Genomic DNA, 22,107 nt, shown 5'->3' on the forward strand with positions numbered 1-22,107 from the left:
ACAACTCAAGGAGTAGAGATGCGATTCCATGCCGTTGGTGCGTTGTTGATTTGGATGTTACTACTCCACTCAGCCGGTGCGGCGCTCATTACCTATTTCGCGCCGTTCCATGAAAACCTGACTGCCTACGATGGCGTCAACCTAGTCTCTATAGATACCTACATATTCGCCTTGGACAATTCCGAGTCGAACCCTGTTACGGCGATTGAGTTGGAACTTCGTGGTAAGTTCTACACGGTGCCTGGAATCAATTCGCTGTTTCGACGTACTCCATACTTTCCATTAATCCTTAGCACTCCCGTGGCCGATTCGTGGTTTGTTACCGATGGCACCCAAGTCGTCGGTGAATCGATTGACAATACGACGACTCTCTACGCCAGCTGGAGTTACCCAGGTGAAGTCACTCCCATCGTCCCGGCCAACTCGACAAGTCCCTTGGCGTTCCTCAGCGTTCCAACGGGCACCGAAGTCACGTTTTATGGTGGTCGGGCCAAAATTGACGGTCAGTTCATCGATTTGCCGCCAGACAATCTGGCTGTGCCTGAGCCTACTACAGTGGTCTTGTTAAGTCTCACACTGCTGGGTCTGGCGGGTCACACTCGCCGCTGGTAGCCTCGGCTAGTCATGGGACTAAGGGGTTGGGGGGCGTAGCAGCGGATTCAGCTTTTAATACGCATGCAGGCCCTTCCAATGGGGGGTGTTGTCAGTCCTGTTTTTCATCTATTCTGATGCTGCGATTGGCCGATCGGTATTTGCAAGGTGCAATTTGCCTCAGAAGCCTATTCTCTCTTCTGTCGTTTGTGCTGCATGGGGGCCATCATGGTGCCAGCCAACCGAGTATTCATCGTTATTCTGGTTCTCGCCTTCACCAACCAGTCGTCGGCTAGTTGTGTTCATGGCGGCGCTTATTTTGTTCCAGATTTGACGAACGTCGTCGCCACGAACGGTGCGGACCAGCTACTTGTCGACACCTACTTATTTGATGTCACCAATTCCAACACGAACCCTGCAACGGCCGTTGAATTGGAGTTTAGCGGAAACTTCTGGGCTGTTACCCCTTTCAACGCTACATTCCGCGACAGCCCCGGCTTGCCTACATTCTTTGGCCAATATGTGGCCGACTCGTTTTTTGTCGCCGATGGATTCGAACTGGTGGGCTACTCGGAGGACAATGCCACCACTCTCGCGGCCGCTTGGACGTACCCAGGCGACGTTCCGGTGATTGCACCTGGCGAAACCAAAACGTTGGCCTACCTCACCGTACCGTCTGGCGAATTTCCCACGTACGTTGGCGGCCGAATGGCCGTGGAGGGATCGTTTATCGACCTCTTATTCGGGGCTAGCAGTCTCAGCCTCTTTGGCACGTACATCGGCCCAGGTGCAAGCTTGAGCGATGGTCTCCAGGGTGCGTTTGCGGAACGCAATGGTGGCCCGATATTCTTAGCCGACGCGATCGAGTTGGGCGTCGACTGTGGCCACCTGGGCGATCTGGGCGAGATCACTACCATGCTCCAGTTCGTCCCCGGAGAGGGGGACACTGTTGCCACCGGGTCGATAACGGACCACGATGGCGATGGCAAATACGACATTACGATCGATGCAGACTGGGCCAGCCTTTCCCCTGGCTACCGAATGTCAGGTGAGGCATTATTCTTCTCTGAGTTTGGTGATCCCAGTGTTGTGGGCTTTGGCTTCTCGATCCGCGTCCCCGAGCCCTCGACGATTGCTCTGTCGAGCCTCGCCCTGGTCGGTCTGGTCGGCTTGGCCCGTCGCCGCAAGTAGGTCTTGCACCTAAGCAGCCACGGTTGCTGACAATTTGAAACCCACAAAGCGGGGTTGAGCAAAGGCTCGACCCCGCTTTTTTGCGCCGACTCATTTCATGTCTTGTCCCTACAGTAATCCCCTGTTCAAATAGGGTGAACTAAGTAGCGGTCACTGATCTAAGCTTGGAGGCTCATCGTGTTGCAGGTCTTGCGATTTCACTTGCTTGTAACGGCGATTCTAGCTGTAGCTGCTGCCGACCGTTCGCGAGCAACGGTTTACGGTGCCTTCTCTTCCGAACAGTCAGGTGTATCGGCGTCTGACGGTGTCGATACCCATCTGGTGGACACCTATCGATTCGAAGTGACCAATACCAGTGTTAATCCTATAAAGACAGTAGAATTCTCTTTCAGCGGTTCGTTCTACACCCCGCTCGATTCGAACGAGCTGTTCCGCAGTTCGCCTGGTATGCCCGTAGTTGCTGGTGAGAGTATGGCTGATTCGTTCTTCATTAGCGATGGAACAGAGTCTGCCATTCAACTAGCTGATACCACCACCACCCTTTCTGCGGCGTGGGTTCTTCCCGGCACGCCAGTTATCCCGGCCCAATCATCGGGCACCGTACTGGCTTACTTGGCGGTAGCTGCGGGTAGTGAGATATTTGGGGCGGGCACTGTCGTAGTTGATGGGGCAGCTGTCGAAATTCCGCCTGTCAGTGTTCTTCAGGGCACACAGTCTGAGATGGTTGCCACACCAGTTGCTGGAAGCACGCTCGACTTTGGTGCAGGAAGTCAGCCTCGTACGCTAATTGACGCGATCGGCATCGCGAACGAGGGAGGTGCTCGCTCATGGCTTATTCCCTCCGGGGCCTCGATTATCGGTGACGACGCGGATCTATTCAGAGTGATCGGCTTCGAAGAAACATTGTATCAGAACATTGACGGCGGTCATCAGGTGTTTTATAACGTGCAGTTCTTGGGCGCTGAAGCACCGGGTGAGTACAACGCGACACTGAATTTGGGTTTCATGAATCACCCCAAAGGAGGTGTCGACGAAACCGTGTCCTATACCTTGCGAGCTGTAGTCGTCCCCGAGCCTTCGACTGTCGCTCTGTTGCTTCTCTCTCTGATGGGTCTGGCAGGCGTGGCACCGATCCGGAATCGGTTCTCGTGCCAGCACTCCGTTAAACTTTAACGATTCGGCGAACCTTGCCGCCTTGGTTGCCGCTGGCGACGGTAGCGGAAAGGCGGGATTCTCCTGACGCACCGGGTCGATGTTACGTGCGTATGGCCGCGCGTCACGGAGGATTCTCGGCCGATTCGACACCCCCTTGGTGGACCCTCATGCCACGGACGGCGATTTCCAGGCGAGTATCTGGTGGGCGGATGCTCCGCGCGCTGCTGGCGACGCTCGTTGCGCTGGTGGTGGTGCACACTGCCTGGCAGTGCTTTCCAACTCGTGAAGAACCTGACACGGTCACGCCGGTTGCGGAGACTCGGCCCGCCGGTGAGGTGGATGCTCGCACGGCCGAAATCGAACGCCTCGTCGCCGAAGTGGCAGTCGTTTGTCCCACGTCGGCGGCCCAATTGCGTACGGAATTGCTGGCTGGCGAGACCGATCTCGCGACTCTGTCGAGCTCCGTCGCACCCACCCACGAGTTAACCTCGCACTTCGAGCGGCAGCCGCGGGCGTCGATCACTAGCGTTCGCGTTGCCCAGCGACCAGTGCGCATGGCTGTCGCTAGCGGTGGCGCACCGCAAGGTGAATGGCTGGTCGATCCGGACGCGTGGTTCGTGCCCGAAGACGCGAGCAGTGCTCCGATCGACGTATCGCCGAGCGTCGAGCCCACTGCCGAACCGGCTAACGTCTCGCCGCCCGTAGTGCCCGATGCGTCCGTTGAGCCAAGTGCTCCCGCCGAGCCAGTGCGGATTCCGCCACCCCCGCCAGCGGACGAAGGTCCCTCGTTCGGCACTGCGCCGTCGCAATCCGCTCCTCCAGCACAGACGCCGGTGGAGTTGCCGGCGGAGCCGCCGATGGTCGAACCCGAAGTTGCGCCAGTGGTGGAACCCGCCCAGCCAGCGAAGCCGGAGCCGCGGCCGAGTCTCGTTGCCCCGCCGCAACTTCCTGGAGTGGAAGAATCGAAGCGAGAGCCGGCGGCCGAGCCTGCTTTGCCGCCAGTGCGGGTCGAGCCGCCGCAGCCACCGGTCGAAACCAGGCCTCGGGAGATTCAGCCTGAGCCTACCCGACCTCGTCCGCGAAAGCCGATGTTCGAGGCGCCTTCCGCGCCGAGCAACATGGTTGTGCCGCTGCCGGCGGCACCGAAGCCTGTAGCTCCGGAGCCCGCAGTTCCTAATCCTGTGGTGGAGCCGCAACCGACTGCGGGGCCCCGGTCTGCTCCGACTCAGGAGACTTTGCCGGCACCGCCGGTCGAGCCTTCGCCATCTGGGTTTGCTCCGCCGTCGCTTCCTACGCCGAAGGTCCAGCCTATCGCACCGCGGCCCGCTGAAGCGGGCGCGCCGGTGGAGACGATTCCGCAACCGGGGTTTGCTCCGCCGCCGTTGGGGATGCCGAGCTTGCACTCCTCGCCTGCGCACTCGCTCGAAGAAGCGCGCGCCGCGGCCAAAGAGGCTGGCGTGCCGGATGGGGTGGATCCTCACTTGGAGCTGATTGCCGAAGGGTGTTACCCCTCGGCCAAGACCTGTGCGAAGTGTCACGAGAAGATCTACAAGGAGTGGAGCTGCTCGAGCCACGCCTACGCTGCGGTGTCGCCGATGTTCCAGAAGTTCGAGCAGAAGATCACCGAGGTGAGCAAGGGCACGGTTGGCTACTTCTGTTTGCGATGCCACTCGCCGGTGGGAACGAGCTTGAACATCCGCCGCGACGTGCCGCTGTGGGAGCAACCCGAAGTGGCCCGCGAAGGAGTGACTTGCGTGGCGTGCCACCGGGTGAACCAGCGGTACGACAAGTCGAACGGCGAGCGGCATATCGTGCCGGGCAACGAGTTTGCGCCGGTCTATGGCGGCAAAGGTGGTGTCGGCGTCGCCGAGGCGATTGCCAAGAAGGATCACTTCAAGCTCAAGACCTCGCCCGACGAGAAGGGGCCGGGGCAGGCGATCCACGTCGAGGGACGGTACTTCGACCAGATCTCGCGGTCCGAGTACTGCACGTCGTGTCATCAGGTCGCGGTGCATCCTGGCATCAAGCTCGAAGTGGTATGGGATCAGTACCGCGCCTCGCCAGCCTACAAGGCGGGTATCACCTGCCAGGACTGCCACATGGGCAAAGAGCCCGGCCTGGCGAGCGGCTACGAGTGCTGCGCGGTCGCCGAGATCGCTGGCAAGAAGGTGCGCGAGAACGTTAAGCACTCGAACCACATCTTCTACGGCCCTGGCTACTCGATTGCTCACCCGGGTGTGTTTCCGTTCCACCTGAAGGCCGACCGTTGGAAGTTCAACGAGTGGCTGCAGTTCGACTGGCGAGCAGGGTGGGGCACCGATAAATTCGAGGAGCGTGTGGAGGATGGCACGATTCGGGTGCACTTCCCACCGGTGTGGGCCGAGGTGGACGACCGGTACGACGCACGCGAGATCATCGACGACAATCTCGAACTCTTGGCCACCAAGACCGAGGTTCGCAAAAAGGTGATGGAAAACGGATCGCACGTCGACGGTCCGTTCTTCAAGACCACCCCCGCGGTGGGCCGAGAGTTGAAACTCAACTACGTGGTGTCCAACACCAACACGGGGCACAACCTGCCGACCGCTTCGCTGGGGGCTCAGCCGCAGCTGTGGGCGAACGTGGTGTTGATCGGTCCGCAAGGGCAGCGACTGTGGGAGACGGGTTACACCGACCACTACGGCGACGTGTGCGACATCCACTCCCGCGATGTCCGCGCCGGTAAAGTGCCGTTCGACTCGCAGTTGTTCAACTTGCAAACGATGTTCCTCATCACTGGTGCGGTGGGCACCGACCGCGAGTTCTACCTGCCGGTGAACGTGGACTTCGATCAGCTGCCGTTCCTCCGCCCTGGTGCGATTCCGGTCACCGTGACGAATCACCCGCCATTTATTCGGATGGAAAGCCGGTCGCTGGCGCCGCTTGGCAAGAAGGAGGTGAAGTACCGCATCCCCGCCGAGGTGTTCAGTCAGCCGGGGCGATACCGACTCAGCTTCCGCATGCGTAGCCGGACCGAACCGATCTACTTCATGGACTTCTGCGGCGCCACGCCTGAGATGCAGCGGGCGATGAACGAGGGCATGATCGACGTCCATCCGTACTCCGTGGAGTTCGACGTCCGGTAGCGACACGCCTGTACGTACACCATGACTTGCAACCTTTCCAATGCGAAACTCCTGTTGCTCTCCCTGATCGGGATGAGCTGCTCGGTCTGCGCGGTCGTCGCTTCCGCGGAGGAGGGAGCGTCGCTGTTTGCAGCTCCGCAGGTACACGCACCGACTGTCTCCAACCAAGTTCAGTCCGGGCTCGCAAGCGAACAACCGCTCCGTACCGCTTGGGACTGCCGCACCGAGACTGGTTTTCAGCCATCGGTACTGAGATTCGGTGTGATTCCGCCTCCACCGATTCCCAACCCGGTAGTCGATTGTTACTCCTGCGATACGTTTGCTCCTCCTCTGTGCAACGATGCGGAGCACGACGCCCACGTGCTCCATCACCCGCCGGCGACCGACTGCCGTAGCAACCTTTCGATCTACTACCAGAGCGACTTCAGTGGCGACCCGATCTACGACCACATTCCGTGGGATAGTTGCGTCGAGATGAACGTCTACGGTGGGAAGCACCTGGTGCCAACCCAGCATCCGCTGTTGGAGCTTGGGTTTCCCTTCTATCGCAACGGTCCGGTGCCGCCGTACCAGGAGTTGTTCGGGCCGACGAACCTGGTGCTGCAGAAGCTGTACGTCTACGGCGACTATCGCGTGGCGTACGCGCAGAACAACCTGGTTGGCGGCGATCACTCGGTGCTCGCGCATCGGCTGAATCTCGAGTTCGACTACTGGCTGACCGCCACCGAGCGATTTCATATGTTCTCCGGGCCGTTCCAGGAGGGGAACAGCTTTATGCGGATCGACAACGGCGACTTCGTCGAGGTGCTCGACTTCTTCGACGCCAACACCGATACCGCGTTCTTCGAGGGCGACTTGGGACAGATCATTGGTGGTTTCACTTCCTCCTACTCGGCGTTCGACATGCCGATCACCGCCGGCATCATTCCTTTGCTGTTTCAAAATGGCATCTGGATGCAGGACGCGATGGTCGGCGTGGCGGCCACCATTCCTGCTCGCAACAATCCTGCTCTCGACTGGTCCAACTACGACGTCACCATGTTTGCGGCGTTCGACAAAGTGAGCACCGGCGCCGCACCGGGCGACGAGGATGCCGCGCAGTTATTCGGCGCTACCACGTTCATCGAAAGTCGCGGGGGCTACTTCGAACTCGGTTACGCCTACGTGAACGATCGCAAGGACAGCGACCGCAACTACAACAACCTTGGTATCTCCTACACGCGAAGGTATCTCAATCGGGTTTCGAACTCGATGCGGGTGATCGTCAACGCCGGGCAGAACGGGCCGCAGAGCGCTCGCACCGCCGACGGGGTGTTGCTACTCGCCGAAAACACGCTCATTTCACGGATGCCGTACAACCTGATGCCTTACTGTAACTTCTTCGCTGGCTTTGATCGCCCGCAACCAGCTGCGCGGGCGGCCGCGTTTGGCGGCGTGCTGTTCAACACGGGCATCCTGTTCCAAAGCGATGCACTCACCGGCTATCCGACGCTCGACGCGACGGCCAATAACACTTTCGGTGTGGCTACCGGTGTCGACTTACTCGGGCCCAACTACGATCAGCAACTCATCGTCGAGGTTGCCGCGCTGCAGGTAATGGGCTCCGACGTCGGTCGTGCCGCGCCGGGCGACCAACTCGGTGTTGGTTTCCGTTATCAGGTTCCCATCACCAACGCCCACCTGCTTCGCTTCGATGCGATGCACGGTTGGCTCGACAACTCGGAGGATATCAACGGCGCGCGGGCGGAGTTTCGTTGGAAGTTCTAGGTTTCCGACGAGGCGTAGCTCGTCGGCTATTTTGAGTACTCAAAAGCTCTCTTCCACTTCCGTTGCTAGTCCCATTTCGCTCGAGTACGCGACGATCGTTTCGATGAACACGTCGCCATAGTCGCGAAGCTTCGCGGAGCCGACTCCGCGGACCGAAGCGAACGACTCGTGCGACGTGGGCCGGCGGCGGGCCATGTCCCGCAGGGCGTTGTCGCCGAACACAATGTACGCCGGCACGCTGCGCTCAGCGGCCAACTCCGCGCGCAGTTCGCGGAGCTTGTCGAACAGCCCGCGATCCACGCCTTCCCAGTTCGCTTCGCTGCGGGTGCGCGACTCCTTCACGCGCTTTACCGGTGCGAGCAGTTGCGGGGTCGTCTCGCCCCGCAGCACTTCGCGGCCGCTGGTGGTGATCTGCAGCACGCTGTACTCGCCCACTTTCTCCAGGTGCCCTTGCCCCACGAGTTGCTCAATCCAGTCGCGAATCGTGGTGCCATGCTCGTGCTTGAGAATGCCGTAGGTGCTTAGCTCCGTGTGATTGAACCGCGTGACGTTTTGATCTTTCGAACCCGCGAGCACCTTCGCCGTGTGCCCGGCGCCGAAGCGTTGTTCGAGTCGGGCGACGCAGGAGATGATCTTCTGCGCGTTCACCAGCGCGTTGTCGGCAAACGCCAGTTCGCCCAGGCAGAAGTCGCACGCGCCGCAGTTGTCGCGTTCGAACTCCTGCCCGAAGTACTCCACGATCGCTCGGTGCCGGCAACCAACCGATGTGGTGAAGCGCATCATCTCATCCAGCGAACGCAGCGCTCCGTCGCGGGCGGCCGGTTCGCCCTCTTCGATCATCCGCTTCCACAGCACGCCGTCGCTGCCCTTGTACAGCAGCAGACATTCCGATTCCAAACCATCGCGACCGCCGCGGCCGCTCTCTTGCACGTATGCTTCCACCGACTTTGGCATGCCAGCGTGGATCACAAATCGCACGTTCGGCTTGTCGATGCCCATGCCGAACGCCACCGTGGCGACAATCACGTCGATGCGATCGCCAAGGAAACCTTCCTGGTTGCGAGCCCTGGCGATGTCGCTCATGCCCGCGTGGTACGGTGCGGCCCGCACGCCAGCGGCTTTCAGTTCCGCGGCCACACTCTCTACTTCGTTGCGACTTATGCAATATACGATGCCCGACTCGCCAGGATGTCGCTCGATCACCTCTTGAATCTGTTGCAGCTTGCGCGACGCCCGTCGCACGCGGTACACCAGGTTCGGGCGATCGAACGAACCAATCAACAACTCCGGCGACTCGAGCGACAGCCCGCGAATGATGTCCTGCTGCACGCGATCGGCGGCTGTGGCAGTGTAAGCGTGGATCGCCACGCCGGGTAGCGCCTGTTTTAGTTTGCCAAGTTCGGTGTACTCGGGTCGGAAGTCGTGCCCCCACGTGCTCACGCAGTGTGCCTCGTCGATCGCCACGAACGACACGTCGACCGAACGCAGGAACAACAACGTGTGATCGCGGACGATCCGTTCCGGCGCGGCGTACAGCAACTTCACTTCGCCGCTGCGAACTTGCTGGGTGACCGTGCGTTTTTCTTCGGGAGTGAGCGAACTGTTGATAAACGCAGCCGAAGCGCCGTTCGCGCGAAGCGAGTCGACCTGATCCTTCATCAGCGAAATAAGTGGCGACACCACAATCGCCACGCCTGGCATCGCCAGTGCCGGGGCTTGGTAGCAAAGCGACTTGCCACCGCCCGTCGGTAGCACCACCAGCGAGTCGCGACCGCTCATCACGCAGTCCATCGCCTCGGCTTGCAGCGGGCGGAAGCTGTCGTACCCCCAGTACTCCGCCAGCACGTCGCGCAGCTCGTCGGGCGGTGCGGCGGGGTTGTCGGCGGATCCATCCATCACGTAGCCAATCGGCGAGGGCAGGGGGCAAACCGCCCCATTTTCATCGATCGCCCGCGGGACCGCAAAGGGCCGCGCACGAGCGATTCCGGAGCGTTTGTTCCCCGGGCGTTTTGTCCGTTGTTCCCCAATATCGATCCATGGGGGCAAAACTCGGGCCCGACGTCTCCCGTGAATTGTTGTAAGTGATTTATTGGTAGTGGTTTATGGGTTTCATTCAGCGACGTATCCAGAGGGTTTTGCCCCATCGGTTAACCGCAATGGGACAAAACCCCTGAGGTGGGGCAAAACTCCGCCGCGCGGGACAAAACTCATGGCCCCTCAGCCGGCGCATATCTCCGGCGCAGCGGCGGTGACCACGCGTATACTATCATGCCGAGTGTCCAATTTCGACAGCCACGAAGCGAAGTAGTGGACAATACCTCGCAGCGATCCAGTGCCCCAAAAGCCATCCCGCCATGCTCTGTCCAGTCTGTGCATCGTTGCTAAGTGAGGAAGTCTGCGCGGGTGAGCGGATTGACCGCTGCGGCAAATGTGGCGGTATGTGGGTCGACCAGGGTGAATTGGCGACCATCGTGCAAAACGATGATGCGCCGGTTGCCGTAGCGGCAAACGCCAAAAGGCCCGCGCAGTTGGCATGTCCCAGATGCGAGCGGCCGCTCGCACCGCACGAGTACGCGCACGACTCGGGTGTGGTGCTACAGCGATGCCCTGACTGCCGCGGACATTGGATCGAAGCATCGCAAATTGCGCCGCTGGCAGCGTATGTCGCCAGCAATCCGGCAATCGACAAACTGGCCGCAACCATCGAACATCAATTCGCGAGCGATCGCCGGCAACGCTTGTTGTACGCGCTGCTGACCTCCAAGTTGCTCTCCGGCGCAGTCGCCGCAGGTCTGGCGATCGCCGTAGTTCTCGATTCGAAGGACATCAACCGCATCCTATCGGTTGCAATCTATGTGACCCTGCCGCTGGCATGTATCTGGTTTTCGGAAGAAATGGGCCGCCGTACCCGAGGGACGTTTGGCCTCGCTCGCCCTCGCGTGACGCACCCCACGCCCGGCATCGTGGTGGCGGTGGCCGGCTGGCTCTTGCTGCTTCTGCCAGTGTTGCTGTGGATATTGCTGCAGTAGATGCTCTACAATTGGCAATGAAGTTGAGATCGCGTGCTGAATCCCCGGACCAAGGAGTAAGGCGATGCCTCGAAAACGTACCGGAATCAGGTTGCTACTATTGTTGTCTTTTGCCGGAGTTTTACACGCCCAACAGGCGCAGCAGGACACCAAGCAAGTGGTCCAGCAGCGGTTGGCGCCGAAGGCTCCTGACAAGGAGAAGGCCGAAGCAGTTGTAGCCAAAAAACAGGAAGCAGAAATCCGCGCGCTGGTCGACCAACTGGTGTTCGCCGAAGGCGATGCGACGGACCAGCCGACGCTAAGTCCCGGCATCCGGGACAACTCGGATGAGTATCGCGAGCGGTTTGAACGTTGCCAGAAGGCTTTCTCGAAGTTGATGGAGTACAAACAGCTCGCGTTTCCCGTGCTCGTGGAACATTTGGACGACAAACGCCAATCGATCAACTTTCGCAATCACCATATGGGCAACTCGGTCGGCGACGCCTGCTACTGGAACCTCTACTACCAACTGCAAGACCGCCCTGAGGGGTACTCGCGTTATGGATACATGCGCAAAGGTCGCGACGGCGAAAACCACGTGAAGCCGTACTGGGAGGGAACGCCGTTCGACGAGGCGGGCGGAATCGTGAAGTGGCTCAAAGCCAGCGCGAAGCTGAACTACACCGAGAAACAGATCAAGTGCCTCAAGTGGCTGTTGGAGAAAGAAAAGAAAATCGGCGCGGCCGACGCCGAGAGCTACTTCATCAACATCCTGCCACTGGAAATCCAAATCCTCGAGCGCCGCCTGGAAAATGGCGAAGACGTCCAAGCCGAACTCGACCGCCTTAAGAGAGTGAGTGAGAAGAAGCTGGCAAGCGCGATACCAAAGGAATTGCTGCCAGCGCAACGCTAGCCTTCGCTAGCAATAAAGTGTGAACAGGAGGTCGCAGAGAGAAAAGAGGACGGCCGCGACCTTACGCAACCTCTGATAGACTTAGGCCCGGCGTTTACGCCGGGTTCTTGCATTACCAAACGTTCATTAGCGAAGTTCAGCGTTCCAGATAACGAACCAACGAGTACCTCATGGCCAAACGCAAGGCTGCACCTAAGAAGAAGTCGTCGAAGCCCGATTGGCAGACGAAGTGGCCTCGCACGCGCGATTTGAAGGCTTGGTATCGTTGCATGATCAAGAAGTGCGACGCCATCGCGGATCCTGAAAACGCGGCTAGCACCGCGCATTTACCGATCGAGCATCTTGCCGAGATGGGCGAAGTTTCCGAAGCGTTGCGGCATGTCAATCGCTTCCTTCGGCGGTTGCCAGAAGATGAAGTGTTGGAAACGGTCCGTATGGCGGAACTGGGAGCCGAAATTGCGCTGAACGCGGGCGATGAGAAGAAGATGGAGAAGTACCTGGCCAAGGCCGAGGCGATGGAGGCCTACATCACTCGCAAGTGCGACGCGAACTTTGCCATCAACTCGGTCCGCGAGTTCCGCGCGCTCAATGGCATCCTCGATCCTGACGAAGCTGTGGGCGATTGGGAGCGCTCTCAAGCGCAGTTCCGCGGGGCGCAGCGGAGGTTCCGACTTGGCTTGGCGAGTCGCAAGCGAAAGGCCGCCGCCGATGCGGCCAAAGAAATGGAGGCCGCCGCTAAGAGCACCAAGGACCAGTGGGCGCGGCAGTGCTTTCTGCAGGGCGTACTGGAGACCTATGCCAAGTTGAAGGACACCGACGCAGTAAAGAGGTGCATTCGTAGTCTCGATCGCGAAACTCGCGACGAAGTGCTCGATGCCCATACGCTATTGGATCTCGGCATGAAAAAGGAAGCCATCGCCCGTGCGAAACGAACGATCAAGGAAGAACTCGAGGAACTCGCGGAGTCGGACGATCCGAACATCCACTTTCCTGTAAACAGCATCTGCGATTCGTTGGAGCTGCTAGTCGACCAGGGCGAGGCGAACACTGCCAAACGTTGGCTGCAGCGGACCTTTCGCGAGATGCCGGAGTGGTACGTGTACGAGGTGGGATGGACCACCTCGGCCGTCTACACGCAGCTGGCCAAAGTCGCTACGAAAATCGAAGGCCCCAAAGCAGGCCAGCGGCTGGTGGAGAAAGCGATGGAGGACGCAGGTGTTGAGCACCGACGCGACTTTGCCAAAGGGGCGCAAGCGTCGGCCGTGGCCGCGCAAGCCGACATCGCAGGGCTCGACCAAGCCATCGAAACCGCCCGCAAGATTCGCTCGAAGCCCGAGCGTCGCCGACAACTGGGCGCACTGCTCGCTCGCGCCGGCCGGTGGAAGGAAATGGCCGAAGTGCTCAGCGAAGTGGCCTCGCCAGAAGAGGCTGCGAGCGTGTGCTGGTGTATCAAATTTGATTTGCCCGGCGGTAAGCCTAGGTGAATGGAGTTTGTCGCCTCATTCCGTTCCCATGTTCTTTGGCTCCGCCATCATCAACGCTTCGATCTCTGTGGCGACTTCTTTCGGTGGCATCTTCTCGATCAAGTAGCGATGTTCCCCCTCGGGCGACTCGCTCCACTCGTGGCAGCCTTTGGAGTTCTCCGGCAGGTGGCAGGTGCCGGGTGGGGAGAGTGTCCAGTAGTCGCCGGCGCCGCGGGCGGCGTAGAGCACGGCCGTCTGGTCCCAGCTGTTGCGATCGCCGAGGCCGTTGTAGCGCTGGTAGCCGCGGCGGATCGGGTTGTCGGCATCGGCTCGCTCGAGTCCCGCCCCGGTCATCACGCGCTTGCCGATCTCGTACCCAGTGAACACGACCGGCGTGGGCCAATGGTTGATCGCCCGCTCGGTGGCGTCCGGCGTGACGCGGAGGTTGTATTCGCCGATTCCTTTGCCAAACTGCCCCTTGGGAAAAACTCCGCCCATGCAAACCCACAGTTTGACCTTCTTTTCGATGAGCTCCTTGCCAGTTAGCGGACTATGCTCGTCGGCCGTCGAGTCGAGCAATTCGGCCAAGTTGGTGAGAAAGCCAACCGACACAATCGTCACATTATCGTCCGGCTGCTCAGCGAGCACCTGGCGATAAACATCGACTGCGAGTGGCACGCTGTCGTTGTCCGCCAGGTCGTGCGAAAACTCTTTCGCAATCGCTTCTGTGTAGCGAGAACCGGGATTTTGGTCTTTCGCCAGACCGGCCACAAACTTTTCCACTCGCCCGATCGGAATGTCGGGCCGGCCGTACCACGTGTTGATCGCGTCGACGCACGCGGCCGACCAAGGATTGTTCGACGAGATCGTGCAGGCGAGGATCTCCACCTCACCACGATCGGCCAGGGCGTGCAGCATGGCGAGCGAACCCACGTCGTCCACATCGCTGGCGATGTCGGTGTCGAAGATCACCTTCACTGGCCCCTCGGCCTTGGTGATCGACGAGATGAAGAGGAAACAGGCGACCAGCGTCGGGACGAGCGACAGATATCTAGGCATGGTGAGTTCTCGAATGCGGCTGTGGATTGGCGTTATCGATTGAATTCTAACCTGCCTTGTGTCCTAATCACACTCTGGCAGGTGAAGATCGGAGCTACTGCGCAGAAACGACGTTCAAATAGCTATTAAGTCCACTTAAACAGGTCCACTGTGAAACCAGTTGGACAATGGGGTGCCTGGGGACGAGTGCAACGAGCCCCCAGAACCTGGAGTGCTGGGGGCTCGCGGAGCTCGTCCCCAGGCACCCATCACTCAAACAAGATCACGATGCAAAACCTCCTTCGAATCCTCGAATCGTTCGACGGTAAGCACGCCGAGCCGCTCGTGGAACTGGCCGATGGCACTCCGGCGAGCGAAGCGAACATCCAGAAGCTGCTAGCGCTGGCCGAGCACGATCAGGCGTTGGTGCGCGCCGGCGCGACTTGGGTGCTCAAGCGATGGCACGATCGTGGTGTGAATTTCTCTGCCAATGCAGTAGCCACGATGGTCCGCTTGCTGGGCCAGGAGACCGAGTGGGGATCGCAGTTGCACCTGGTTCAGATGCTCACCATACTCGAGATTCCCAAGGCGAGCGCTCGCAAGCTCAAAGCGGAGGCAGCGAAGTTGGCACACAGCGAGAACAAGTTCGTCCGCGCGTGGGCGACTAGTGCGCTGGCGAATCTTGCTGACCAGCACCCGGCGTATCGCCATGCGGCGCTGAAGGTGTTTGCCGAGGTTGAGCAAGATGCGGCCGCGTCGGTGAAGGCCCGCGTGCGGAAGGTTCTTAAGCAGTTCCATTGGGCGCGGAGAGAGAGCGAATGAAACGCCGCCGCATGCATCGCTGGGTGTTCGCCGCCGCCGGCGTGTACAACATTGCGTGGGGATTGTATGCGGCGATTGACCCGCAATGGTTGTTTCGCTTCGCCGACATGCCGCTGGCCGTGCACCCGCAGATTTTCGCCGCGCTGGGCATGGTGATCGGGCTGTACGGCGTGCTGTACCTGGAAGTGGCTCGCCGCCCGGAGCATGGCTGGCTGATCGCCGCAGTGGGGCTCGCGGGAAAAGTGCTCGGGCCGATCGGCCTGGCGGTACTCATCGCCACCGGCGAATGGCCGCTCGCAACGGTCGTGATGTGCGCGACGAACGACTTCATCTGGTGGATCCCGTTCGGGCTGTTCCTGGTGGATGCCTGGCCGAGTTTTCTCGCAACGTGCGGTGACGATGCGTACTAGGCTGAGCGGTTGCTACCCTCATTCCAACACCGAGCCTAGAATCACGGTATGGCCTCTTCTGATCCCACGCCCGACATGATTGAGTTCTACGAGCGGCGGACCCGCGAGCACATTTCGCGGGTGCGGCGGTGCCTGGAGGTGATGGCCCGGGTGACCGACCACGCCGAGGAGCTGCTTCAGCGGGCGAGCCAGCACGATGCCTCGAAGTTCGAGCCCGAGGAGCGAGTGCCATACATCTGGCTAACCGAGCACCATCGCTGCCGCAAGTCGGGCAAGCCGTTTGCCTACCCGCCCGGCGTGGAGGCGCAAGTCGAAGCGGCCATCGCACACCACATGAGCCACAACCGGCACCACGCGGAGTTCCACGACGATCCCAACGACATGACCGAGGTCGACCTGATCGAGATGGTTTGCGACTGGACCGCCATGGCGCAGGAATTCCATCAATGCGGCGGCAGCGCCCGGGGCTGGGCCGACAAAACGATCGGCGTGCGGGTGCACTTCAGCGACGAGAAGCGGCAGTTCGTGTACGCGATGATCGAGCTGTTGGACCGCGAGTTGGCAAGGTAGGCAGCCGATGTTCGGTCGAGGTATACTCTGGCAAGTCCAACACCGTTGTACTGTTCTTCTGCAAATTCGATTCTACGGGGAATTAATGATGCGTTTCTGGTTCCTGTTGCTGTTGGCTGCGGCGATTTCAGGGTGCAATAAGCGTAGCTCGAATCCACTGGATGCGGTCGAATACTCGCCTGGTGGGCAAACTCTCCGCGAAGCTCGCGAGGGGTTTAGCACCAATATCGTTCGCGAAGGCGATTTCTACGGCCCGCCCGAAGAGCCGGATGGAAAGACATTCGAATTGGTGCACTACGAGTCGCCCGTTGGCTCGTTGGCAGCGTACCTCACGCCCGATCCTGGCGACGGCAAGCGTCATCCGGCGATTGTGTGGATTACGGGTGGCGACAACAACACGATCGGCGACGTGTGGTCTCCCAACCCGCGTGAAAACGATCAATCGGCAAGCGGATTCCGCAAGGCAGGCGTGGTGATGATGTTTCCCTCGCAGCGCGGAGGCAACGACAACCCAGGACGCCGCGAGGGATTCCTCGGCGAAGTAGACGACGTGCTGGCCGCCACCGACTACCTGGAAAAACTTCCGTACGTTGATCCCGAGCAGATCTATTTGGGAGGGCACAGCACGGGCGGAACGCTCGCAATGTTGGTGGGCGAATGCTCCGATCGGTACCGCGCGATCTTCTCGTTGGGGCCGGTCGCGTCGCCGATGCAGTATGGTCCAGATTACATGTTCTGCGACACCAACGACGACACGGAAGTTGGACTGCGGTCGCCGCTCTACTGGCTCGATAGTGTGAAGTCGCCCATGTATGTGTTGGAAGGCGAGGATGGAAACTGGGACGGTTCCATCGAACTCATGGTCAATGAGAACTCGAACCCCAACATCAAGTTCTTCAAAATCGAGGGGCACGACCACTTTACTGTGATCGCTCCCTTGGTGGAGGTGCTGGCCGAGCAGGTGGCTGCAGGCAAAGTCGACATCACGCCCGAGACCATGCAATCGCTCAAATGACGCCCGACGAGTTCGCCGCCAAAGTGCTTCCAGCCATCGAGGCCGCCTGCCAGTCGAATTGTCTATGTGCGGAGCCTGGGTTTCGCAAGCTGTTGTCGTTCGACTTCGACGACTATGGCACAGGTCCAGTGGCGCTGGCCGACTCGGAGATAGTAGGCGACGCGATCGTCCTCAGACGATTCAAACTAGTGGGCAAAGTGGAGGATCCACCCATCGGATTCGCACTGCGCCGCTACGAGTGTCCGCAGTGCGGTGCGGTGTGTGTCGCCCAGTTCGACGAGTACAGCATCTCGATGAACCGTACCGTGTTTCGCTTCGAGAGCCCCGGCAAAGCGGCCGAGAGTGGGCTCTATCTGGTCGGCTTCCGAGGCTTCAAAAGAGAGGACTTTGCAAAGGTGACCGACTTCGAACGGACTGAGTCGCAGGAGGAGTTCCTGCGGTCGCTCGGAGTGGTATAGGCGCACTAGTTCGGCGAGCCCCCAGGTGTTTCGCTGTTTGCTGGGTGCTCGTGGCACTCGCCCCCAGGCACCCTAACGCGTCTGATCATCGCCCGTGAGTTTTCCTTGCGTAGCGATCGTGCGATGCGGCGAGATGAAAGTTTGGTGAAGTCTGCAATATTGACGATCCTCTTAGCGAACCCTTCGATACACTGTCGCGTATTGCTTGCCGGGCGCCGTTGAGGTGGCCGCTTACTTTTCTCTCCGCTATGTTGTCCGGGAGGATCCCAATGGGAATGTCGCCTGATTTTTGGGTCTGTTCGCTGGTCTTGTGCTGGCTGGTTTGGGACGCGCGCGGCGGTGTGCGCTGACCTCAGCTGCGACTGCTAACTACGTGATCGCCACGTCAGCACCGCCACCAATGCCACGGCTGCGAGCAGCGCCGTGGAGGGCTCGGGAATCTGTACGATCGGAGTGACGCTGCCCACGCCTGCGCCGTAGATGCTCTGGATACCCGCGATGTCGTCGGGGTGAAGTTCGCCACTGCCGGGCCCGGTGTGGCGTTTGAAGATCCAGTACATGTTGGCGGTCTGGATGTTCGTGTGGGTGAGTCCCAACGCATGACCAACCTCGTGGATAGCCGCGCCCAGTATGTCGGGCTCGCGGGTGGTGCCGATCAATGCCCATGGGTCGCCATGGTCGAAGTCGACATCGCCGGAGAAGCTGCTAGAGCCGGGAAAGCGGGCTTGGGCTTTGGTGGTGGGGTTGCCGGTCGGTGGATCGGGGCCGTTGATGTACACATGGCGAAAGCGAATCGTGCCATGCGCGGTCGACTGGCCGTAGTTCAGCCCGTCGTCGGGCACTTCGGTGAAGTGCAGCGGCGCCACCTCGGCCCACACGCTGAACGCTTCCTCGATGGCGGTACGAATCTGCGACTCCGGTACCGGGTTGCCGTCTGGATCGAGTAGCCCGCCGTCGAACATGTTCTGGTAGCTGTACGTCAGATAAACCGGGTCACCCGGATTGTCCTGTGGCCATCCCGGCCGCGTTGTGCCGTAGTTGGCGACCGGTAGCGAATCGGGATCGTCTGTTCCCATCGCGGGGCAAATGGTGCAGGCCCATTGCCGGCACAGTTCGCAAGCTTCGGTTTCTGGCACCAACCAGCACGCGAGGAGGCCGAGCGACAATGCCCAACAAGCAAGGAAACGGCAATACATGGAAGCTACACCATCAGGAGAGGAAACGGGGACACGACGAGCCGCGAGCTGGGCTGCGTCATCGAATGGAGCCGCGTTTCACTGGCGAGAAATCTGGGTGTAGCTGCAAGGGGAACGTGAACCCCCGGCTCACCGGCCAGGGTCCCTCCCATTATGGGCCGATTCCCGCTGGGCCGCAATCATTTTGCCTGCCCTGCCGAAACGGCCCGAAGTGCGTTATTATTCAGGGTTTATGAAGAATTGGACGGACGTTTCCGACGACGCGTAGGTCGTCGGCTGTCGGCCATCTGAACTCAGAATTCGACTGCAGCCAGCGATGAAAACTGACGAACTCCGCGAAAAGTACTTGTCGTTCTTCGAGTCCAAGGGGCATACCCGCGTGGCCAGCGACGTGCTCGTGCCCACCTGGGACGCCAGCGTGTTGTTCACGCCAGCGGGGATGAACCAGTTCAAGGATCACTTTCTGGGCAAGGTGGCGCTCGAATTTACCCGCGCAACCACCTGCCAGAAGTGCATGCGGACCGGCGACATCGATAACGTGGGCCGTACGCCGCGGCATCATACGTTCTTCGAGATGCTGGGCAACTTCTCGTTCGGCGACTATTTCAAAGCCGAAGCCATCGCGTGGGCGTGGGAGTTCCTGACCGATAAGAAGTGGCTCGGCCTGCCACCCGAGACGCTCAGCGTGACCGTCTACAAGGACGACCAGGAAGCGGCCGACATCTGGCACGAGAAGATCGGCCTGCCGACCAGCCGCATCAGCTACGAAGAAGAAGACGAGAACTTCTGGCCGGCTAGCGCGCCGAGCCAGGGCCCCGACGGTGTTTGCGGGCCATGTAGCGAAATCTACTACACCGCGCCCGGCCGCGAGCCGCTGGAGATCTGGAACCTGGTGTTCACGCAGTTCAACCGCGTCGGCGACCCGCCGGACAACCTCCGCGCGCTGCCCTCGAAGAACATCGACACCGGCATGGGCCTGGAGCGCACTGCAGCGGCGCTGCAGGACGTGGAGACCAACTTCCACATCGACATCCTGATGCCGATCGTCCAAGCGGCGGCCGAAGTGTGCAGCGTGAAGTACGAATACCACAGCGAAAACGGCCGCCGGCTCCGCCGCATCACCGACCACGTGCGGGCGTGCACGTTCGCGGTGCATGAGAACGTGTACCCGGGACCTAAGAAAGAGCGGTATGTCGTCAAACGATTGCTGCGTCGCGCTGTGCTCGACGGACATCAAATAGGAATGCGGGAGCCATTCCTGTGCCAGATTGTGCCGACGGTTGTCGAGATGATGGCCAACCAGTATCCCGAGCTTAAGGTCTCAGCGGAGCGAGTCTCCACTGTAATCAAGCAGGAGGAAGGAACTTTCTTCTCAACCATCGAAACAGGTTTGAATCGTATCGAGACAGTGTTCGATTCGATGCAAACCGAGAATCGCACCACAGTTGACGGGTATGTTGCGTTCGACATCTATCAAACCTATGGTTTCCCACCCGAACTGTTTGAGACCATTGCAGCAGAGAAGAATCTCGCGTTTGACTGGGAAGGCTTCCGGAAGGCGATGGTGGAACACGGCGAACCTGATCCTGACGGGCCGAAGTCACCTGATGGGATCGGGATGGGATCCAAGGGACCAATCGACTCGCTAAAGCAGGTGCATCATAAGACTAACTTCCTCGGCTACGACGCTGCAGAATCGACCGCGACCGTTCTGGGGATTATCGCCGGCAAGGCACCTCATGATCACCTTTGCGACAAGATGGAAGAAGTCGGGCACGCCGACCCTGTGCGCGTAGTGCTCGACAAGACTCCGTTCTATGGCGAGAGCGGTGGCCAAGTGGGCGACGTAGGTAAACTGGTGGGAGGCCATTTTGAGTTTGAGGTGATCGACACGCAGAAGGATGGCGAACTGTTCATCCACTTCGGTCACTTGAAGACTGGCGTGATGAGCGAAGGCGACACGGTCAAAGCCGTGGTCGACACCGACCGCCGCGAGGCGATTCAGCGGGCGCACTCGGCCACGCACTTGCTGCATCACGCATTGCACAAGCACTTGGGCGAGCACGCGCAGCAGCAGGGTTCGAAGGTCGACTCCGACTGGCTGCGGTTCGACTTCACGAACCTCAGCCCGGTGACACCCGAGGAGCTTGCAAGGATTGCCGAGGATGTAACCGCCGACGTCGCTACGGCAGCCGAGGTAAAGTGGGAAACTTTGCCGCTGGCCGAGGCTCGCAAGCAGGGCGCGATGATGCTGTTCGGCGAGAAGTACCCCGACCCCGTGCGGATGGTGTCGATGGGCCCGCTCTCCGCTGGCGCTCACAGCCGTGAGTTGTGTGGCGGCACGCACCTGACGAACACCAACCAGGTTGGCGCGTTCGAGATCATCAGCGAAGAAGGAGTCTCGGCCGGCACTCGCCGTATCGTCGCCCTCACTGGCAAAAGGGCCGAAGAACAAGTGGTGGAAACCACCACATCGCTCGAGAAGACGGCGAAACTGCTAGGCTGCGCTACGAGCCAGGTGCCGGAGGCTGTTGCTGCGCTGTTGGAACAACAGCGTTCGCTGAAAAAACTGCTGTCCACGGGCGGCACCGCCGGCGAGGAATCGGCACCGACGTTTACGGCTGCCAAAGACCAACTGTCCTACCAGCAGGTGAAAATTACGCTCACCGAAGCAGGGCGTTTGCTTTCGGTGGCGCCGCTCACGGTGCCGGAGCGGGTGGAGTCGCTGCTGGCGGAAGTCGATTCGATGAAGCGGCAATTGGCCGAACGCGACGCGGCAGGTCCACTTTCGGCCGATAAATTGCTGGAATCGGCCACCAAGGTTGGGGAAACCACCGTGGTGGTCGCCGAAACGCCGGGCGCGCCGCAAAACCTGATGCGCCAGCTCATCGACCAGCTCCGCGCCAAAGAGGACAGCGTGGCCGTGTTGCTCGCGGCTTGTGAGGGCGGCGAAAAGGTCACGCTGATCGCCGGAATCTCCAAGGACCTGCAATCCTCGGGCGTGAGCGCCGGTAAGTGGATTGGCCCGGTGGCCAAGACACTCGGCGGCGGGGGTGGCGGCCGCCCCGATATGGCCCAAGCGGGTGGTAAGCAACCCGAGAAGCTGTCCGAGGCGCTGGAAGTCGCCATGCAGACCATCAAGGAGATGATCGGCGCTTAATCGGCGTGCGGTCGCGTAGTTCACCCTCTAGAGGGACACAAGGCGCGATCCCCTCGCGCCTGCGCACGGTGCTAGCTGACGCGAAGCGACTTTCGCGCGTTTCTCGCTTGCATAAGTGGCAACGCTCGTCATAAGATGATGGCGCAGGCGGAGTTGATGGACTTCTGAAGACTCGAAACTTCTTGTTTCCGCCTGCTGGTGGCAATCAGTTAGTCGTGACTGATT

17 protein-coding genes are annotated in these 22,107 nt (G+C 60.1%); 14 read left to right on the plus strand and 3 right to left on the minus strand.

Going from position 1 to position 22,107, the window contains the following annotated elements; genetic code table 11:
* Positions 1 to 18 precede the first annotated feature (18 nt).
* The 5 genes from ACQK2L_RS13505 to ACQK2L_RS13525 all read left to right on the plus strand — a co-directional run bounded on the left by ACQK2L_RS13505 (position 19) and on the right by ACQK2L_RS13525 (position 7,829).
* Complete coding sequence (locus tag ACQK2L_RS13505) at positions 19 to 612, plus strand: PEP-CTERM sorting domain-containing protein (protein ID WP_425397544.1); 594 nt, start codon at positions 19 to 21, stop codon at positions 610 to 612.
* Between the two features lie 207 nt (positions 613 to 819).
* Positions 820 to 1,782, plus strand: coding sequence for a PEP-CTERM sorting domain-containing protein (locus ACQK2L_RS13510; protein WP_425397545.1), 963 nt, complete (start codon positions 820 to 822; stop codon positions 1,780 to 1,782).
* A gap of 177 nt (positions 1,783 to 1,959) precedes the next feature.
* Positions 1,960 to 2,955 (plus strand): PEP-CTERM sorting domain-containing protein, encoded by a 996-nt coding sequence (locus ACQK2L_RS13515; protein WP_425397546.1) that lies wholly within the window; start codon positions 1,960 to 1,962, stop codon positions 2,953 to 2,955.
* A 149-nt stretch (positions 2,956 to 3,104) separates the two neighbouring features.
* The gene (locus ACQK2L_RS13520) at positions 3,105 to 6,062 is read left to right on the plus strand and encodes a multiheme c-type cytochrome (protein WP_425397547.1); all 2,958 of its coding nucleotides are present in this window, start codon (positions 3,105 to 3,107) and stop codon (positions 6,060 to 6,062) included.
* 21 nt (positions 6,063 to 6,083) lie between these two features.
* Positions 6,084 to 7,829 carry a hypothetical protein gene (locus tag ACQK2L_RS13525; protein ID WP_425397548.1) on the plus strand — a complete coding sequence of 582 codons (1,746 nt, stop codon included), beginning with the start codon at positions 6,084 to 6,086 and terminating at the stop codon, positions 7,827 to 7,829.
* Positions 7,830 to 7,868: 39 nt separating this feature from the next.
* Here the strand turns inward: ACQK2L_RS13525 and recQ are convergent, their stop codons facing one another.
* On the minus strand, positions 7,869 to 9,725 hold the full coding sequence (gene recQ / locus ACQK2L_RS13530) for a DNA helicase RecQ (RefSeq protein WP_425397549.1): 1,857 nt from the start codon (positions 9,723 to 9,725) through the stop codon (positions 7,869 to 7,871).
* A gap of 458 nt (positions 9,726 to 10,183) precedes the next feature.
* Here recQ and ACQK2L_RS13535 point away from each other — a divergent pair, with 458 nt between their 5' ends.
* From ACQK2L_RS13535 to ACQK2L_RS13545, 3 genes are all read left to right on the plus strand, one after another.
* Positions 10,184 to 10,858, plus strand: a complete 675-nt coding sequence (locus tag ACQK2L_RS13535; protein WP_425397550.1) for a zf-TFIIB domain-containing protein — start codon at positions 10,184 to 10,186, stop codon at positions 10,856 to 10,858.
* Positions 10,859 to 10,922: 64 nt separating this feature from the next.
* Positions 10,923 to 11,750 carry a hypothetical protein gene (locus ACQK2L_RS13540; protein ID WP_425397551.1) on the plus strand — a complete coding sequence of 276 codons (828 nt, stop codon included), beginning with the start codon at positions 10,923 to 10,925 and terminating at the stop codon, positions 11,748 to 11,750.
* Positions 11,751 to 11,920: 170 nt separating this feature from the next.
* Entirely contained in the window at positions 11,921 to 13,234 is a 1,314-nt protein-coding gene (locus tag ACQK2L_RS13545; protein WP_425397552.1) for a hypothetical protein, read from the plus strand.
* A gap of 15 nt (positions 13,235 to 13,249) precedes the next feature.
* Here the strand turns inward: ACQK2L_RS13545 and ACQK2L_RS13550 are convergent, their stop codons facing one another.
* Positions 13,250 to 14,272, minus strand: a complete 1,023-nt coding sequence (locus ACQK2L_RS13550) for a nucleoside hydrolase (protein ID WP_425397553.1) — start codon at positions 14,270 to 14,272, stop codon at positions 13,250 to 13,252.
* Between the two features lie 267 nt (positions 14,273 to 14,539).
* Here ACQK2L_RS13550 and ACQK2L_RS13555 point away from each other — a divergent pair, with 267 nt between their 5' ends.
* The 5 genes from ACQK2L_RS13555 to ACQK2L_RS13575 all read left to right on the plus strand — a co-directional run bounded on the left by ACQK2L_RS13555 (position 14,540) and on the right by ACQK2L_RS13575 (position 17,526).
* Positions 14,540 to 15,073 (plus strand): hypothetical protein, encoded by a 534-nt coding sequence (locus ACQK2L_RS13555; RefSeq protein ID WP_425397554.1) that lies wholly within the window; start codon positions 14,540 to 14,542, stop codon positions 15,071 to 15,073.
* Positions 15,070 to 15,483, plus strand: coding sequence for a hypothetical protein (locus tag ACQK2L_RS13560; protein ID WP_425397555.1), 414 nt, complete (start codon positions 15,070 to 15,072; stop codon positions 15,481 to 15,483). Before ACQK2L_RS13555 ends, ACQK2L_RS13560 begins: the two co-directional genes overlap by 4 nt.
* 48 nt (positions 15,484 to 15,531) lie before the next feature.
* Positions 15,532 to 16,053, plus strand: coding sequence for a DUF5662 family protein (locus ACQK2L_RS13565; protein WP_425397556.1), 522 nt, complete (start codon positions 15,532 to 15,534; stop codon positions 16,051 to 16,053).
* 85 nt (positions 16,054 to 16,138) lie between these two features.
* Positions 16,139 to 17,068 (plus strand): alpha/beta hydrolase family protein, encoded by a 930-nt coding sequence (locus ACQK2L_RS13570; protein WP_425397557.1) that lies wholly within the window; start codon positions 16,139 to 16,141, stop codon positions 17,066 to 17,068.
* Positions 17,065 to 17,526, plus strand: a complete 462-nt coding sequence (locus ACQK2L_RS13575) for a hypothetical protein (protein WP_425397558.1) — start codon at positions 17,065 to 17,067, stop codon at positions 17,524 to 17,526. The genes ACQK2L_RS13570 and ACQK2L_RS13575 overlap by 4 nt, the downstream gene beginning before the upstream one ends.
* 365 nt (positions 17,527 to 17,891) lie before the next feature.
* Here the strand turns inward: ACQK2L_RS13575 and ACQK2L_RS13580 are convergent, their stop codons facing one another.
* A complete protein-coding gene (locus tag ACQK2L_RS13580) occupies positions 17,892 to 18,602 on the minus strand; it encodes a matrixin family metalloprotease (protein ID WP_425397559.1) in 711 nt (236 codons plus the stop codon).
* A gap of 436 nt (positions 18,603 to 19,038) precedes the next feature.
* On the opposite strand from ACQK2L_RS13580, the gene alaS reads away from it, so the two are divergent.
* Positions 19,039 to 21,882: an alanine--tRNA ligase gene (gene alaS / locus ACQK2L_RS13585; RefSeq protein WP_425397560.1), complete on the plus strand. Its 2,844-nt coding sequence runs from the start codon at positions 19,039 to 19,041 to the stop codon at positions 21,880 to 21,882.
* Positions 21,883 to 22,107: the final 225 nt, after the last annotated feature.

Origin of the sequence: Aeoliella sp. (assembly GCF_965227375.1) — a bacterium.
GTDB lineage: Bacteria > Planctomycetota > Planctomycetia > Pirellulales > Lacipirellulaceae > Aeoliella.

Bases quoted from the DNA above. Each gene is read 5' to 3' on its own strand.
- ACQK2L_RS13525 (WP_425397548.1), top strand. From the start codon at position 6,084: ATGACTTGCAACCTTTCCAATGCGAAACTCCTGTTGCTCTCCCTGATC.
- ACQK2L_RS13520 (WP_425397547.1), top strand. From the start codon at position 3,105: ATGCCACGGACGGCGATTTCCAGGCGAGTATCTGGTGGGCGGATGCTC.
- alaS (WP_425397560.1), top strand. From the start codon at position 19,039: ATGAAAACTGACGAACTCCGCGAAAAGTACTTGTCGTTCTTCGAGTCC.
- ACQK2L_RS13560 (WP_425397555.1), top strand. From the start codon at position 15,070: ATGAAACGCCGCCGCATGCATCGCTGGGTGTTCGCCGCCGCCGGCGTG.
- ACQK2L_RS13535 (WP_425397550.1), top strand. From the start codon at position 10,184: ATGCTCTGTCCAGTCTGTGCATCGTTGCTAAGTGAGGAAGTCTGCGCG.
- ACQK2L_RS13565 (WP_425397556.1), top strand. From the start codon at position 15,532: ATGGCCTCTTCTGATCCCACGCCCGACATGATTGAGTTCTACGAGCGG.
- ACQK2L_RS13505 (WP_425397544.1), top strand. From the start codon at position 19: ATGCGATTCCATGCCGTTGGTGCGTTGTTGATTTGGATGTTACTACTC.
- recQ (WP_425397549.1), bottom strand. From the start codon at position 9,725: ATGGATGGATCCGCCGACAACCCCGCCGCACCGCCCGACGAGCTGCGC.
- ACQK2L_RS13575 (WP_425397558.1), top strand. From the start codon at position 17,065: ATGACGCCCGACGAGTTCGCCGCCAAAGTGCTTCCAGCCATCGAGGCC.
- ACQK2L_RS13570 (WP_425397557.1), top strand. From the start codon at position 16,139: ATGATGCGTTTCTGGTTCCTGTTGCTGTTGGCTGCGGCGATTTCAGGG.
- ACQK2L_RS13580 (WP_425397559.1), bottom strand. From the start codon at position 18,602: ATGGGAACAGACGATCCCGATTCGCTACCGGTCGCCAACTACGGCACA.
- ACQK2L_RS13555 (WP_425397554.1), top strand. From the start codon at position 14,540: ATGCAAAACCTCCTTCGAATCCTCGAATCGTTCGACGGTAAGCACGCC.
- ACQK2L_RS13510 (WP_425397545.1), top strand. From the start codon at position 820: ATGGTGCCAGCCAACCGAGTATTCATCGTTATTCTGGTTCTCGCCTTC.
- ACQK2L_RS13540 (WP_425397551.1), top strand. From the start codon at position 10,923: ATGCCTCGAAAACGTACCGGAATCAGGTTGCTACTATTGTTGTCTTTT.
- ACQK2L_RS13550 (WP_425397553.1), bottom strand. From the start codon at position 14,272: ATGCCTAGATATCTGTCGCTCGTCCCGACGCTGGTCGCCTGTTTCCTC.
- ACQK2L_RS13545 (WP_425397552.1), top strand. From the start codon at position 11,921: ATGGCCAAACGCAAGGCTGCACCTAAGAAGAAGTCGTCGAAGCCCGAT.